The following is a 15,260-nucleotide window of genomic DNA, read 5'->3' on the forward strand; positions in this document are numbered from 1 at the left end:
GTCCGATTCATTGTGAAATGATCCGTACGCAGATCCGGCGAGAGGTCGGACCGTGTACGGCGGTCTCCGAATTGAGATGGGGGAGACCGGAGTTGGATACAGGGGGGAAGTATGGCTTCACCACAGAGCGTCACCGGATCGACCATGCCGCGCAGGCAGCTGGGCAGGCACTTACGTGATCTGCGCAATCAGGCGCGGATGACGACGCGGAACGCGGCGGCGCGACTGGAGTGGTCGGAAGCGAAGATCTGGCGGATCGAGACCGGGCAGACGTCGCTGCGCAGTCTCGACGTCGAAGCGATGTGCAAGGTGTACGGCGCGCCTGCCGAACTGGTCGAGCCGCTGGCCGCGCTGGCTCGCGAGACCAAGGCCAGGGGCTGGTGGACGAGCTATGGCGATGTGATCCCGGAGGGCTTCGAGGTCTACATCGGGTTGGAGGAGGCGGCCACCGGGCTGTCGATCTACGAGGACGGCGTCGTCCCGGCGCTGTTGCAGACCGAGGACTACGCCAGGGCGCTGCTCGAGCAGACCGTTCCCGAGCTCACCGAGGAGGAGCTGGAACGCAGGCTCGCGGTCCGCGCGACGAGGCAGGCGCTGCTCGCCCGCGCCGAATCACCGCTGCGGTTGCGGGTCGTGCTCGCCGAGGCGGTGCTGACCAGGCGCATCGGCGACGAGCGAGTGCTGGCCGGACAGCGCGCCAGGCTGCGCGAACTCGCCGAGCTCGACACCGTCGGCATCCAGGTGCTGCCGGGTGACACCAGCTATCACGCCGGCCTGGATTCTGGCCGGTTCGTGATCCTGGACTTCGGGATCGACGGGTCGGTCGACCGCCCCGAGCCGCCGGTGGTCTACGTCGAAGGCCTCACCGGCTCGGCGTACCTGGACAAGCCGGCCGAATTCGAGCGCTATCGCGGCGCGTTCACCGATATCTGCGCGGCGGCCTCGGGAACGCTGTAGCTACCAGGAGCTGGCGAGCACCGAACGGTGCGTGGGCAGGGCACGGTCGTAGACCACCCTGCCCTTTTCCGTTACCCGGACGAAGATGGCGCGACGGTCGTTGGTGCACATGGTGCGTTCGACGAGGCCGTCGCGTTCGAGCCTGGCCACCGCACGGGACAGCGCGCTCTGGCTCAGGTAGATATCGCCTGCCAGTTCGGTCATCCGGTACTTCTCGCAGTCCGCGTCGACCAGGCGATCGAGGGTCTCGAATTCGCTGAGCCCGATGCGGTGCTCGTGCTGAAGCGCCTTCTCCAGTGCGCAGCTCACGGCGGCGTGCCGGTCGAGCAGTTCGCGCCACTGGCCGACCAGCTCGGTGGGCGCTTCGTTGCGCCGAGCTGTGGTGGCCGGGTTCGACATGGCCCCATCCTAGTGGTCCACCGAGTTTCATGCAACGGAAATTTATGTGTTGGCATTTAATGCGTGCGCATGTAATGTCCCTCGCATGACTTCGCCAGCAACGCTCTCGGCCGCAGATCAGGCGACCGATCCGACCAGATGGTCAGCCCGGCTCTGGGGCATGCTGATCACCCTGTGCATCGTCCTGTTCCTCGACGGGCTCGACGTCTCGATGATCGGCGTCGCGCTGCCGTCCATCGGTGCCGAACTCGACATGTCCACCTCCACTCTGCAGTGGCTCGTCAGCGGCTACGTCCTCGGTTACGGCGGCCTGCTGCTGCTCGGCGGCCGCACCGCCGACCTGCTCGGGCGCCGCAAGGTCTTCCTCATCGCCCTCGCGGTCTTCGCGGTGGCCTCGCTGGTCGGCGGCCTGGTCAGCGACCCGGCGCTGCTCATCGTCACCCGCTTCGTCAAGGGCCTCGCCGCCGCGTTCACCGCGCCGACCGGCCTGTCGATCATCACCACGACCTTCGCCGAGGGGAAGGCGCGCAACAAGGCGCTGTCCATCTACACCGTGTTCGGCGCGGGCGGCTACTCCATGGGCCTGCTGTTCGGCGGCCTGATGACCGGCGTCGGCTGGCGCTGGACATTCCTGCTGCCTGTCCCGATCGCACTGGCCGCCCTGGTCGCCGCCTTCGTGCTGGTGCCGAAGGACGGCAAGGCAGAGGAGGGCGGACACGATCTGCTCGGCGCGGTGCTCTCCACCGCGGGCATGCTGCTGCTGGTCTACACCGTGGTCACCGCGCCGGAGGTGGGCTGGGCCTCGGCACGCACGATCGGCTCGTTCGTCGGCGTGCTCGCGCTGTTCGCCGCGTTCGTGCTCACCGAGCAGCGGGTCGCGCATCCGCTGGTCCGGCTCGGCATCCTGCGCAAGGTCTCGCTGGTGCGGGCCAGCCTGGCCATCATCGCGGTCGCGGGCTCCTACTTCAGCTGGCAGTTCATCGTCACCCTGTACATGCAGGATTCGCTCGGCTGGTCGCCGCTGAAGCTCGCCATGGCGCTGCTGCCGGTCGGCATCATGGTGGTGGGGTCGGCGTTCTTCTCCGACAAGCTGATCGATCGCTTCGGCACCGGTCCGGTCATCGCTGTCACCCTGTCCGTGATGGCGGTCGGCTACCTGCTGTTCCTGCGGCTCGACACCGCGCCCGACTACCTGACCATGCTGTTGCCCGCCATCCTGCTGATCGGCATCGGCTGGGTCGGCTTCCCCGCCATCAACGTACAGGCGACCAGCGGTATCGACGATGAGGAACAGGGTCTCGCCGCCGGCGTGCTGCAGACCTCGATGCAGGTCGGCGCGGCCATCGTGCTTGCGGTGACCACCGCCATCGTCACCTCCGGCGGGCACCTCGCAGGCGCGACGCCGCAGCAGATGCTCGACACCTACCGACCCGGCCTCGAGTTCGCGGCGGGCGTCACCATCGTCGGCGCGCTGGTCGCCCTGACGGTCTTCCTGCCGCGGCGCACCAAGCAGCGTGCGCAGGCTCCGGTGGCCGAGGAGAGGGTGCTCGAACCGGTCGGCTGAGCGGAAAGCGCTGGATGGCACCACCTTTCGCGGGTGGGTGCCATCCAGCGTTTCACGTGGATCAGGAAAATCCGGGCGCGGCCTCGTCTTTGGCGGAGCGGACGAAGGTGAGCGGACGGCCGTCGCGGCCGACGGTCGGCCATTCGATCCCGAGCCTGGCATCGAAAGCGTCCATGTCGTGGTCGAACTCGGGAGAGTACTCGAGTGAGCACAGGTAGGTGACGGTGGAGTGGTCGGCCAGCGAGAGAATGGCGTGGCCGAGCCCCTCGGAAAGGAACACCGAGCGGCGGTGCACGTCGTCGAGCAGCACGCTGTCCCAGCGGCCGTAGGTAGGCGAACCGGGGCGCAGGTCGACCACCACATCGAGGAAGGCGCCGCGCACACAGGTGACGTATTTGGCCTGGCCGGGCGGGTTGTCGGTGTAGTGGATACCGCGCAGCACGCCCGCCGCCGAGACCGAGGTGTTCACCTGGAGCAGGTCGAACGGGCGGCCGGTGGCCTTCTCGAACTCCGAGGCCTTGAACGATTCGCAGAACACGCCGCGGTCGTCGCCGAGTAGTCGCGGGGTCATCTCCCACGCGCCCGGAATGGCCAGTTCACGAAACCGCATCTCTACCAGTCTTTCCCGCGCGCGATCAGCTCGAGCAGGTAGCGGCCGTAACCGGAACGCACCATCGGCTCGGCCAGCTCGCACAGCTGGTCGTCGCTGATCAGCCCGCGCCGCCAGGCCACCTCCTCCGGCACACCGATCTTGAGACCCTGCCGCTCCTCGATCGTGCGCACGTAGTTGGCCGCGTCGAGCAGCGAATCGAAGGTGCCGGTGTCGAGCCAGGCGGTGCCGCGGGCGAGCACGTCGACGCTGAGCTTGCCCTGTTCGAGATAGGCCCGGTTGATGTCGGTGATCTCGTACTCGCCGCGCGCCGACGGCTTCAGCTCGCGGGCGATCGTCACCACGTCGTTGTCGTAGAAGTAGAGGCCGGGGATCGCGTAGTTCGAGCGCGCCACCTTCGGCTTCTCCTCGATGGAGACCGCGCGGCCCTGCTCGAATTCGACAACGCCGTAGGCGGTCGGGTCGCTGACCCAGTAGGCGAACACGGCGCCGCCGTCGACGTCGTGGAAGCGTTCCAGGCTCGACCCGAGCCCCGGCCCGTGGAAGATGTTGTCGCCGAGCACCAGCGCGGCGGGTTCGGTACCGATGTGGTCGGCGCCGAGTACGAAGGCGCGCGCGAGGCCGTCGGGTTCCGGTTGCACCACGTAGCTGATCGAGATGCCGAACTGGCTGCCGTCGCCGAGCAGCCTGCCGAACGCGGCGGCGTCCTCCGGCGTGGTGATCACGAGAATGTCGTCGATCCCTGCCAACATGAGGGTGGACAACGGGTAGTAGACCATGGGCTTGTCGTAAACCGGGACGAGCTGCTTGCTCACCCCGCGCGTGATGGGGTGCAGCCGCGAACCGGTGCCGCCCGCCAGGATGATTCCGCGCATGGGGGAAGTCTGCCAGCTTCCCCCGCCACGGAGTCGGGGAGGTTCCGACACGTCGACGAAATGATCACGGAGGTTTCGGGTTCTGGTGTGTCGGGCGATAACACCTACAGGCATGGTGTTTGTCTGATTAGGTGAACGCCGATGTGTGAAACATCACCGATTTAGATGTCAGCGCCGACATCGGAGCCGGGCGAGCTGTGCCGGTTTCGGGGTCGACGCACCAGTGTGAGGTAGGTGCGCGATGGGAGCATCGAAGATCCCCGGACCCGGCGTCGTGGGTGCGATCACCCCGGCCGTGGCGGTGAAGAAGGCTGTGGACCGGCCTGATCAGGGCATCATCGTCAACTCTGGGCGAACGAGCACCGCCTCGCGGGTGCTGATGGGCGCGTGTATCGGGGTGATCGGGCCGTTGCTGCGGACAGTGCCGATCAACCGGACCACCATTCCGGTCGGCGCCGTCGCCGTCGATCTGCTGTCCCGGCTGCGGCCGGAACCGCACGGTATCGAGCGCGAGCAGATCACCATGGACGGCTTCAAGATGGAGATGGTGCGGCCTGCAGGCGGATCGCGCGCGCTGCGCCACGGTGCCGTGCTGTACATGCACGGCGGTGGCTTCGCCGTCGGCGGGCTGCAGTCGCACCGCGCGATCGTCGCCGGGATCGCGCGCCGGACCGGGCTGGCCGTGCTCAATGTCGAATATCGGCAGCTGCCGGGCCGCTCGATCGGCGCGGCCATCGACGATTGCGTGCTCGCCTACCGCTGGTTGCTTCGCCACGGCGCCCACCCGGCCAGGATCACCTTCGCCGGCGATTCGGCGGGCGGCTACCTCACCTTCGCGAGCGCGCTGCGCGCGCGGGAGATCGGACTGCCGCTGCCCGCGGCGCTGGTTGGACTGAGCCCGCTGCTCGACCTCGACCATGAGGCCAAGCAGAACTACGTCAACGCGCGCCGCGACGCCTACATCCCGCTGTCGGGCTTGGCCGCCGTCGTGCGGCTCGGTTCGGACGGTCCGCTCGATCCGCCGATGTCGCCGGTCGACGCCGACCTGGCCGGACTGCCGCCGGTGCTGCTCATCGCCGCCGAGGACGAGGTGCTGCGTTACGACTGCGAGGTGATGGCCCACCGGCTCACCGCGGTGGGCGTGCCGGTGACGCTGGAACTCTGGCGCGGACAGGTGCACGCGTTCATGAGCATCCTGCCCGGCATGCCGGAGAGCAGGTCGGTGCTCGGCCGGGTGGCCAAGTTCGTGCGCGGCGCGCTCGGCGAGTCCCAGCACGCCCGCACCGCCTGAGCACACGAGACGCCCCCGCCCGGATCGCTCCGGGCGGGGGCGTCGGCCGTCGTGCGGCCCGCGGACTACTTGGCGGGCGGGGTGAAGGGGGCGTTGATGGTGGTGAAGTACTGGATGACAGCGCCGATCGCGACCGGGGCGGTCACGAAGATCTGACCCAGGATGACACCGAGGAAACCGACACCGGCGGCACCGACAGCGCAACCGGCGATCGGACCCGCGCCGAACAGCGCGAGCAGGACACCGGTGGCCACCAGGCCGGCCGCGGCACCGGCGATGCAGCCGATGGCAGCGCCGCTCAGGCCGCCGACGAGGGTGCCGATGGTCGCGCCCATCGAGATGGTGGAGGTCAGGCGCGACCAGGCGGCCTGCTCACGGGCGTATTCGGTCTTGAACTCGGCCTGGTCCTCGTAGGGCAGGGCGACCGGCTTGTAGACGGCCTTGGCCGGGTCGAGCTGCGGGGTCAGCACGGCCGTGTTGCCCGAGATCTCGGCCGCGATCGGGAGTTCGAACTCGTCGAGGCGGAACGACAGCGGGGTTCCCGCGACAGTCATGCCGTTGGCGGCCTTGATCTTGAAAGCGCCGTCTTCGACCACAAGGGAGCCGACGTCGGTGGTGATGACGGCCTTGGATTCGTCGACGATTTCGGCGGTGTAGTTGATCGGTGCGACCTCTTCGGGCGCCTGGGCGTGCACGGTGCCTGCGGTGACGCCGAGGGCGGCGATCAGCAGCGCCGAGGTGGCGGCGAATTTCCTCATCAGCATTTTTCGGTGAACCTCGATGTTGGACTTTCGGAGGGGGACGGGTAGATCAAAAGCCGCGGTAGCTAACGCGGGATGAACCGGCTGTGTCGGTTGCTTCAAAATCCGTTCACCGCCGATACCCCAATCGCGGTGCGGCGCTGGAAACCTGAGCATTGACCATGCGTTTCTCTGAAAACCCGACCCCAGGTCTTAAACCTCTTGTGTCATATAGTGGTAGAAATCACATTTGCTGCGTACTCGGGTCACTCGAGCGTTCGGTGAGCACGTATCGTTGGCCCGGTGCGAGTGCTCGTAACCGGCGGAGCCGGCTTCATCGGCGCGAATTTCGTCCAGCAGACCGTGGCCACGCGCCCGGATACCCAGGTGACCGTCCTGGACGCGCTCACCTACGCGGGAAACCGGGCATCGCTGGATGCGGTCGCCGAGCAGATCGAATTCGTGCACGGTGACATCGCCGATCTCGATCTGGTCGACAATCTGGTCAGCGGTGTCGACGCCGTGGTGCATTTCGCCGCCGAATCACACAACGACAACTCACTGGCCGAACCGTGGCCGTTCGTGCAGACCAATATCGTCGGCACCTACTCGCTGCTGCAAGCCGTGCGCCGCCACGACGTGCGCTACCACCACGTCTCCACCGACGAGGTCTACGGTGATCTCGCCCCGGCCGATCCGGCGTTCACCGAAAGCACCGCCTACAACCCGTCGAGCCCGTATTCGGCGACAAAGGCAGGCAGTGATCTGCTGGTTCGGGCTTGGGCCCGGTCGTTCGGGGTGCGCGCGACCTTGTCGAACTGCTCCAACAATTACGGCCCGTTCCAGCACGTGGAGAAATTCATCCCCCGCCAGATCACCAATCTGATCGACGGCGTGCGCCCCCGGCTCTACGGCGCCGGGCACCAGGTGCGCGACTGGATTCACGTCGACGACCACAATCGCGCGGTCTGGGACATTCTCGACCGCGGCCGGATCGGCCAGACCTACCTCATCGGCGCCGACGGTGAACTCGACAACCTCACCGTCGTGCAGATGATTCTGGAGGCCTTCGGCCGGGAGCCCACCGACTTCGATCACGTGACGGATCGACCCGGTCACGACCAGCGCTACGCCATCGACGCCGGTCTGCTGCGCGCGGAACTCGGCTGGGCGCCGCGCTACGCCGACTTCCGGGCCGGGCTCGCCGACACCATCGCCTGGTACCGCGAGCACGAGGACTGGTGGCGGCCCAAGAAGGCCGCCACCGAACGGGCCTACGCGGCAGCGGGCGAGCAGACCCTCTAGCTATCCCCAGACCACGGTGTAGTACGTCGCGGCCGCGGCGACCAGCGCGAACGACGACGCGCACACCACGGTGATCGCCGTCGCGCGGGTGGGCGTCACCCCGTCGGCATCGGTGAGCCGCAACGGAACCCAGCGTGCGAGCACCGCGAGCCCCATGATCGCCAGCGGCACGAAGTACCGGCCCTGCACGCCATCGATGATGTAGAAATCGACCGGCGTGAACGACATGTACAGCGTCACGTAGACCATGGCCACGCTCGCCAGCACCGTCAGCGCCACGATCATGGTCCGCTTGAACGTCGCGGTGGCGCTGTCGCACCGATCGGCGATGCCGAAGCTCACCGCGAACGCGATCAGGCAGGCCAGCATGGAGATCGCGGGCACGTCCACATAGGCGAAGCCGAGTTCACCGAAGAATTGGCTGAACCAGCGGTGATCGCGCAGCGCGATGCTCTCGCCGAAGGTGTGCACGAATTGCACCGGATCGCTCAGGATCCCCTTCAACTGCTCGCCCGGGCGCACCTCGTACCACTGGTGTTGCGGGCGCATCAGGCCCATGCCCTCACCGGTCGGTGCCGCGACCTTGGTCCAGGCCAGGAACAACGCGGCGCCGGTCGCGGCGAACGCCGCGGGCACCAGCTTCAGCTTTCCGGTGAAACCGAGCCGGTCGGCGGGCACGACCACCACGAGCATGGCGAGCAGCACATAGGTCGGCTTGCTCAGCGGCAGCGCGATGGTCGCGGCCAGCAGCGCGCCGGTTTCGAGCCTGCTCAACCGATCGCCGAGGAACAGCGCCTTCAACACCAGCGCCGACACCATGATCGCGAGCGCGTTGGTGAGCGTGTCCGCGGTGACCGTCCCGGCCTGGAACAGCGCGATCGGCAAGACCGCGACGGTGAACACCAGCCACTGACTGCGCCGCCCGCGCAGCGCGTACAGCGCGAAGCCCGCCACCGTGAGATAGGCGACCAGCCCGGCGAGCCGGGTCAGCAGATACATCCCACCGACACTGAGGCCGAGCGCCTCGCCGAGCCGGATCCCGGTCGCGGCGGGCACATACGGCACCGGCGAATAGGCGGCGGTATTGGTGAACCACATCTGCTTGGTGGCCGCGCTGATCTCCGCGGCACCGAGCCGGTCGTAGGCGCCGGGGTCGGCGACCATCGCGCCGGGCTCGTCGGGGTTGTCGTTGTAGTCGCGGAAGGCGTAGTCCATCAGCGCGTCGACGCTCACCGGGATGTCGCCGCCGTAGGCGACGCCGCGATCGTCGGTGATGCGCTGCGGGAACACTCCGCCGTGCGCGACCTGGTAGGCCCTGCCGAACTGGGTGAGCTCGTCATGTCCCCAGAACGGCGGGGTGAGTACCGCGAACAGCGCGCCGAACACCGTCGCGAGTACCGCGAAGGCGACGGTGGCCGCGCCGAGCCGTGCGGTCAGCGCGCGCACCGGAGCCAGGACCCGATCCTTGGCGCGCGGTGCGGGCGCGGTGGTCACGCTGTTCTCGACGGTGGTGTCCGGTTCGGTCGAGGTCGTCACCGACGCTCTCCGGTGGTGGCGGGATCGGCGGCGCCGACGGCGGAATAGCGCAGGTAGATCAGGCGCGCCGCCTCGTGGCGGGAGCGCCGGATGCCGTCGAGGATCAGGCCTGCGGTCCAGGCCAGGCTGCCGAGCAGCACCAGTGTGAACGCCAGGAACAGCGTCGGGAAGCGCGGCACCTCACCGGTGTTGTAGAACTCGATCACGATCGGCACCGAGAGCACGATCGAGACCAGCCAGGCCAGTGTGCCGAACAGGCCGTAGAACGCCACCGGGCGTTCGTGCCTGGCCAGACCGAGGATCAGCGCCAGGATCTTGGTGCCGTCGCGGTAGGTGCGCAGCTTGGACTCGCTGCCCGCCGGCCGGTCGCGGAAGCCCACCTGTACTGCGGTCTGCGGCACCCGCAGGTGCAGCGAGTGCACGGTCAGCTCGGTCTCGATCTCGAACTCGCGCGAGACCGCGGGGAAGCTCTTGACGAAGCGGCGGGAGAACACCCGGAACCCGCTCAGCATGTCCTCGACGTTCTCGCCGAACACCTTGCCGACCACGCCGTTGAGCACCTTGTTGCCGGTCTCGTGACCGGACCGGTAGGCGTTGGCTTGCTCGTCCTGCTTGCGCACGCCGAGCACGTGATCGTAGGGGCCGTCCAGGAGCGTCTTGATCATCAGCGGTGCCGCCGACGCCTCGTAGGTGTCGTCGCCGTCGATCATCACGTAGACGTCGGCTTCGATGTCGGCGAAGGCGCGGCGAACCACATTGCCCTTGCCCTTGGTGTTCTCGTAGCGCACGATCGCCCCGGCCGCACCAGCGCGTTCGGCGGTGCGGTCGGTGCTCAGGTTGTCGTAGACGTAGACGACGATCCCCGGCACGGCGGCCTTGAGGTCGGTGACGACCTTGGCGACCGCGGCCTCTTCGTTGTGGCAGGGGACCACGGCGGCAATGCGAAGCTCGGTGGAGTCCACCCGGGTCAATCCTCGATGTCGGCAGCAATGGAGTCATCCGGAGGTTACACAGCGCGATGGCGATTCGCTCACCCCGGTTCCTGGAGATTTTCGCCGATCGCCGAACGTCCGGTGGCGCATGATCCCGGCGGGCGAGGTCGGCTACCGTCGGGGCGTGTCACAACCAGAGGTCTCGCCGCCGGAATCGTTCGTGTCGAAGGTCCGCACGGCGCTGCGGCAGGGCGCCGCGTTCCTCGTCGTCGGGGCGATCGGATTCCTTGTCGACGCGGGTACCTACAACCTGCTGGTGTTCTGGGACGGCGGATTCTCCTTCACCGAAGGTGTCCTCTATCACGCTCCGCTGCCCGCCAAGATCATCGCGATCGGGGTGGCGACGGTCGTCACCTACTTCGGCAACAAGTGGTGGACCTTCGCGCACAAGAAGACCGAAAGCCCAGGGCGCGAATACCTGCTGTACGCCCTGTTCAACGTGATAGCGATCGGCCTGCAACTGGGCTGCCTCGGCTTTTCCCGCTATGTGCTCGACCTGTCCAGCCCCATGTCGGACAACATCTCGGGCACGCTCATCGGCCAGATCGTGGCCGTGGTGTTCCGCTACTGGGCCTACGACAAGTTCGTTTTCACCGGTTCGGCGGCCACCGCGGAGCAACACGCGCGGGGCGCGGCAACGCCTCACTGACGACGCGGCGGTGCTGGGCGATTGATAGTCTCACCACCGCCCGCAGCGGCGGCCAACACCGAGAATTTCGAGGACTTCATGGACCAGTCGGCTACCCGAGCCGTGACCGCATCGGACGATCGGCGCGAGGCCGCGCCAGCCTCCCTACGCGGTGAACATGCCGCGCCGGAGCGACTGGTGCTGGCCAGGGGAATTTTCACCGGCCCATCGGCCAGGGTGAGTGACGAACTGTATGCCGTCGTCAAGGGGGGTGCCGCCGTTCGCGAGCGGCTCTCGCTGCACCTGCCCAAGGGCGCCACCGCGCACACCAACACCTACTTCGGCCGGTTCGCCGCCAGCTACTGGCAGCGCTGGACCACCGTCACCGAGGTCACCGTGACCGCGAACCTCGGTGTCGGCAAGAAGGCGAACGTGCGCCTGGTCGCCTCCGACATCGCCGGGCACCGCCGCATCATCGCCTCGCTGGTGGCCACCTCCAGCGGCACCGTCAGCCTGAGCGCTCCGCTCGACCAGTACGTCGACGGCGGCGCGCTGTGGCTCGAGTTCGACGCGATCGGCGGCGACCTCGACATCACCGAGCTGGCCTGGACCGCGCAGGCGCCGGAGAAGGTGCGCCCGGTCGCCATCGCGATCTGTACCTTCAACCGGGCCGAGGACTGCGCGCACACGGTGGCCGCGCTGGCCTCCGACGCGACCGTGCTCGGTGCCATCGACGCGGTCTACGTCGTCGACCAGGGCACCGACCTGGTCGAGGACCGGCCGCTGTTCCAGCAGGTCCGCCCCGATTTCGGCGACAAGCTGCGCTACCTCCGGCAGCCCAATCTCGGTGGCGCGGGTGGGTTCACCCGCGGCCTGTACGAGGTGTCGGCGGCCAACGAGCACGCCGATGTGATCCTGATGGACGACGACATCCTCTGCGAGCCGGAAACCGTACTGCGGTTGCAGGCCTTCGCCAACCTCACCGTCGAGCCGACGCTGGTCGGCGCGCAGATGCTGTTCCTGCTCAATCCCGACTACCTCAATGTCGGGGCGGAGGACGTGCGGCTCGGCGAGCTCAAGCACGGCCAGAAGGTGCCGAAGGCACTGCGCAACACCTCGATGCTGAAGAAGAACCAGGAGCGCCGCGTCGACGCGGGCTACAACGCCTGGTGGACCTGCCTGATCCCGGCCGAGGTGGTCGCCAAGATCGGCCTGCCGGTGCCGATCTTCTTCCAGTGGGACGACGTGGAGTACGGCGTCCGCGCCCGTGAGCACGGTTTCGTCACCGTCACGCTCCCCAACGCCGCCGTCTGGCACGCCGACTTCTACTGGAAGGACTACGACGACTGGGCGCGTTACTTCTCCACCCGTAACTCGCTCATCGTCGCCGCGCTGCACACCGAGCTCGACGGCAAGGCGATCACCAAGGACTTCTTCCGCTACATCGCCGAGCACCTGGTCGGCATGCAGTACGGCCTCGTGCACACCACGCTGCAGGGCATCGAGGACTTCATGAAGGGGCCGAAGGTGCTGCGCGACGGCGGTATCGAGGCACTGGCCGCCGCCCGCGCCAGCCGCGCCGACTACCCGGAGACCGTCAAGCATCCGGCCGCGACGCCGCCGGTGAACTCCGCCGACATCCAGGTCCGCCGAGCCGGTGGCGAGCCGAGCCGGATCACGCTGGTGCTGATCAAGCGCGCGATCGCGCAGTGGACCGGGCGTACCCAGCACGGACTGATCGGCGTCACCCGCGAGGACGCGCACTGGTGGCATGTCGGCCTGTTCGACCACGTGGTCGTCACCGACGCCTCCCAGTCGGGCGTGCGGGTGCGCCGCCGCGACAAGGCCCGTGCCCGCGCCCTGCTGATTCGCGCCTACCGCACCCTGCGCAAGCTCCGCAAGGAACTGCCCGCGCTCCAGGCCGAGTACCGCGCCGCGGTCCCCGAACTCACCAGCCGCGAGAACTGGGCGCGGCTGTACGGCATCGACGCGAACTGATCGCGAACGCCGTGCCGGAACATCCTCCGGCACGGCGTTTTCCGTGGTCAGAACGCGATGTTCAGTGCTAGGCCACCGATGGACCAGACTGCGTAGGCCAGCGCGGCGATCGTGAGAACGATGGCCGGGATCGCGCGCGGCGATCGCTGCGGCTCGGCACCGATCGCGCCCTTGGCGAATCCGAGGGCTGAAGCGCTGTAGTAGACGGTGGTACCCGCACCGGGCCCGACGGGCACCTGAATCCCGACGACCGAACTCGAACCGGACGAGACCGCCACCTCGACGTGATAGCTGCCCGCACCGACCGGGATATGAGTCCGTCCCCAGCGCGCACCCGGCACCGGATGCCCGTTCACGAACACCCGTGGCTTGATGAACCAGCCAATCCCGACCGACGTCCAGTGGTATGACGAATCCACCGTGATCCCCGGCGGATTCGCCCACGGCTGGGGATTACCAGGTGGACCCACGACCGGCTGCGGACCCGCCGGACCGGCGAATTGCCCGTGCGGGAAGCCATTCGGGCCGGGCCGAGGCTGTGGCGGTTGGCGCATGTTCAGATCCCCGCCACGGCCAGCACCACAACAGCCGCCACCACCGCAACGAGCGCGGCCACCGGCAGCCAGACGAAGGCGAGACCGGGGGTGCGCTGTGGCACCGGCCCTATCGCGCCTGCGAGGAAGAAGGCGGCGGGCGGTTTGTAGTAGACCTTCGTGCCCGGCCCCGGATTCACCGGGACCTGGATCTCGGCCGGCCCCATATCGAACATCCACGGCGTGACCACCCGCACGTGGTACTGCCCCGGCCCGACCGGCACGTGCGTCTGGCCCCACCGCGCGGTCGGCACCGGCTGACCGTTCACGAAGATCTTCGGCGAGACGAGGGACAGCATGAACGCCGTCCACAGATACGACGAATCGATCGTGATCCCAGGAGGATTCACGCCATGCTGCCCGACTGATGGCTGCGCGGCGGGCCCGCCCGGTCGCGTGCCGGGTGTCGCGGGTGTGAAGCCGTTGCCAGGGCCTGCCGGTTGTGTGCCGGGTGCTGCGGCAGTGAAGCCGCTGCCGGGGCCGGTCGGCTGTGCGCCGGGTGCTGCCGTGAATCCGGTGGGGCCGAGCCCGGCCTGCGTCGGGCCGGTCGCCGTGGCCGCGAAGCCGTCGAATGATCCCGACCCAACCGGCGGTGCGCCCGTATGGCCGAATCGGTGCCCGCCCAAGGGTTGCCCGTACCCTGGCGGTGGCGTCGGCGCCTGCCCGACCAGCGGATTCTGCGGCGGCCCGAATCCGGGCTGCTGTCCAGGCGGCGGGACAGGCCCGAACCCGGTGGGCACAGGCGGTGGTACGAAGGCCCCCGCCGGGACCAGCCCCATGCCCGGGCTACTCGGCGGCGCGGAATGCGGTCCGAACCCCGGTGCGCCCGGTGGGACTCGCGGCACCGGCCCGGCCGGTGGCGGCGCAGGCCAGGGCGGGACGGAGCCGGACATGGCAAGACCCATCCCCGGAGCGCTCGGCCCTCCATGCGGACTGTCGTGCGGGACAAAGGGACTGCCCTGAGTGCCCGGCCCGACGCTATGCGTGCCGGGCTGTTGTCCGACGACGGGTGCCGCATCGTCGTGTCGGGGTGGCAGGCCGAGCTCTGGTGCGGCGGGATCGGAGTGCGCAGGCAGGCCGAAGTCGAGGGCCGGGCCTGGTGTGCCATGGATTCCCGGTGCCGGTGGTGGAACCTGTCCGGCGGGCGGATGCCCCGGCGGCGGGACGGGGCTCGGGTGGACATGTTCTATCGCCGGGCCACCGGCGTGTGGTGGCGGCATTCCAGGACCGGGTGGCAGCATGCCCTCGCCCGGTGGGGTCGGGTTGGGTAGCGGCAGGGGGCTTTCGCCTGGCGGCAGCAGTGCGCCGAGCACGCCGCGATCCAGCGGCTGTACACCCGCCCTGTCCGGGATTCCCCGGTCCTCGCTGGCAGGCACAGGCGAGGTGGCCGCGCCGCCTGTGTCGTTGATGGCCGCCGTGGCTGGCATGTCCGCACTGCCGTGGCTGTCGGGCGAAGGCGTGGTCGGCATGTCCGCACTGCTGTGGCTCGCGGTTGTCGGTGCGGCGGGGATGTCCGTGCTCCCGGAGCTGCTGGTCGCCGATGGAGTCGAGATGTCCGCGTCGCCGGTCGCGGGCCGGGGAGGGACGGCTGCGCTATCCGATTCGGCGGGGCCGGGATCGTGGGGAGAATCGCCGGGGTTACTCATCAATCCCTCCGAATAGCGAATCGTGCGCCCGAACCCTACCGCGAGGTCGCGGCCGGTCTGGTTCGGCTCCGTCCGAGATACCCTGCCGGCTGTCGTTCGAAACAAGATCGCCGGGCCGGGACGACC

The 15,260-nt window shown here is 68.3% G+C and carries 15 protein-coding genes; 7 read left to right on the forward strand and 8 right to left on the reverse strand.

Annotation, left to right across the window (positions count from 1 at the left end; genetic code table 11):
- Nucleotides 1-111 precede the first annotated feature (111 nt).
- Nucleotides 112-957, forward strand: coding sequence for a helix-turn-helix domain-containing protein (locus ACFOW8_RS04200; protein ID WP_378545682.1), 846 nt, complete (start codon nucleotides 112-114; stop codon nucleotides 955-957).
- On the opposite strand, the gene ACFOW8_RS04205 is transcribed toward ACFOW8_RS04200, so the two are convergent.
- Nucleotides 958-1,356 (reverse strand): MarR family winged helix-turn-helix transcriptional regulator, encoded by a 399-nt coding sequence (locus ACFOW8_RS04205; protein WP_378545685.1) that lies wholly within the window; start codon nucleotides 1,354-1,356, stop codon nucleotides 958-960.
- An 85-nt stretch (nucleotides 1,357-1,441) separates the two neighbouring features.
- On the opposite strand from ACFOW8_RS04205, the gene ACFOW8_RS04210 reads away from it, so the two are divergent.
- Nucleotides 1,442-2,920, forward strand: coding sequence for an MFS transporter (locus ACFOW8_RS04210; RefSeq protein WP_378545688.1), 1,479 nt, complete (start codon nucleotides 1,442-1,444; stop codon nucleotides 2,918-2,920).
- A gap of 61 nt (nucleotides 2,921-2,981) precedes the next feature.
- On the opposite strand, the gene ACFOW8_RS04215 is transcribed toward ACFOW8_RS04210, so the two are convergent.
- A complete protein-coding gene (locus tag ACFOW8_RS04215; protein WP_378545691.1) occupies nucleotides 2,982-3,530 on the reverse strand; it encodes a dTDP-4-dehydrorhamnose 3,5-epimerase family protein in 549 nt (182 codons plus the stop codon).
- A gap of 2 nt (nucleotides 3,531-3,532) precedes the next feature.
- Nucleotides 3,533-4,405: a glucose-1-phosphate thymidylyltransferase RfbA gene (gene rfbA, locus ACFOW8_RS04220; RefSeq protein WP_378545694.1), complete on the reverse strand. Its 873-nt coding sequence runs from the start codon at nucleotides 4,403-4,405 to the stop codon at nucleotides 3,533-3,535.
- Nucleotides 4,406-4,646: 241 nt separating this feature from the next.
- Between rfbA and ACFOW8_RS04225 the strand changes: the two genes are divergently transcribed.
- Nucleotides 4,647-5,696, forward strand: a complete 1,050-nt coding sequence (locus ACFOW8_RS04225; RefSeq protein WP_378545696.1) for an alpha/beta hydrolase — start codon at nucleotides 4,647-4,649, stop codon at nucleotides 5,694-5,696.
- Nucleotides 5,697-5,761: 65 nt separating this feature from the next.
- On the opposite strand, the gene ACFOW8_RS04230 is transcribed toward ACFOW8_RS04225, so the two are convergent.
- A complete protein-coding gene (locus ACFOW8_RS04230; RefSeq protein ID WP_378545699.1) occupies nucleotides 5,762-6,460 on the reverse strand; it encodes a hypothetical protein in 699 nt (232 codons plus the stop codon).
- A gap of 279 nt (nucleotides 6,461-6,739) precedes the next feature.
- Here ACFOW8_RS04230 and rfbB point away from each other — a divergent pair, with 279 nt between their 5' ends.
- Entirely contained in the window at nucleotides 6,740-7,741 is a 1,002-nt protein-coding gene (gene rfbB / locus ACFOW8_RS04235) for a dTDP-glucose 4,6-dehydratase (protein WP_378545702.1), read from the forward strand.
- Here rfbB and ACFOW8_RS04240 read toward each other — a convergent pair whose 3' ends face one another.
- Entirely contained in the window at nucleotides 7,742-9,277 is a 1,536-nt protein-coding gene (locus ACFOW8_RS04240) for a DUF2142 domain-containing protein (RefSeq protein ID WP_378545705.1), read from the reverse strand.
- A complete protein-coding gene (locus ACFOW8_RS04245; RefSeq protein ID WP_378545707.1) occupies nucleotides 9,274-10,239 on the reverse strand; it encodes a glycosyltransferase in 966 nt (321 codons plus the stop codon). The genes ACFOW8_RS04240 and ACFOW8_RS04245 overlap by 4 nt, the downstream gene beginning before the upstream one ends.
- A gap of 154 nt (nucleotides 10,240-10,393) precedes the next feature.
- On the opposite strand from ACFOW8_RS04245, the gene ACFOW8_RS04250 reads away from it, so the two are divergent.
- Nucleotides 10,394-10,918, forward strand: coding sequence for a GtrA family protein (locus ACFOW8_RS04250; RefSeq protein ID WP_378545710.1), 525 nt, complete (start codon nucleotides 10,394-10,396; stop codon nucleotides 10,916-10,918).
- A gap of 78 nt (nucleotides 10,919-10,996) precedes the next feature.
- Entirely contained in the window at nucleotides 10,997-12,895 is a 1,899-nt protein-coding gene (locus tag ACFOW8_RS04255; RefSeq protein ID WP_378545712.1) for a glycosyltransferase, read from the forward strand.
- A gap of 47 nt (nucleotides 12,896-12,942) precedes the next feature.
- Here the strand turns inward: ACFOW8_RS04255 and ACFOW8_RS04260 are convergent, their stop codons facing one another.
- Both ACFOW8_RS04260 and ACFOW8_RS04265 read right to left on the reverse strand, forming a co-directional pair.
- Nucleotides 12,943-13,314 (reverse strand): hypothetical protein, encoded by a 372-nt coding sequence (locus ACFOW8_RS04260; RefSeq protein ID WP_378545714.1) that lies wholly within the window; start codon nucleotides 13,312-13,314, stop codon nucleotides 12,943-12,945.
- A gap of 137 nt (nucleotides 13,315-13,451) precedes the next feature.
- Complete coding sequence (locus ACFOW8_RS04265; protein ID WP_378545716.1) at nucleotides 13,452-13,838, reverse strand: hypothetical protein; 387 nt, start codon at nucleotides 13,836-13,838, stop codon at nucleotides 13,452-13,454.
- 1,033 nt (nucleotides 13,839-14,871) lie between these two features.
- Between ACFOW8_RS04265 and ACFOW8_RS04270 the strand changes: the two genes are divergently transcribed.
- Entirely contained in the window at nucleotides 14,872-15,150 is a 279-nt protein-coding gene (locus ACFOW8_RS04270) for a hypothetical protein (RefSeq protein WP_378545719.1), read from the forward strand.
- The last annotated feature ends 110 nt before the right edge of the window (nucleotides 15,151-15,260 follow it).

Source organism: Nocardia rhizosphaerae (assembly GCF_042650365.1).
Taxonomy (GTDB): domain Bacteria; phylum Actinomycetota; class Actinomycetes; order Mycobacteriales; family Mycobacteriaceae; genus Nocardia; species Nocardia rhizosphaerae.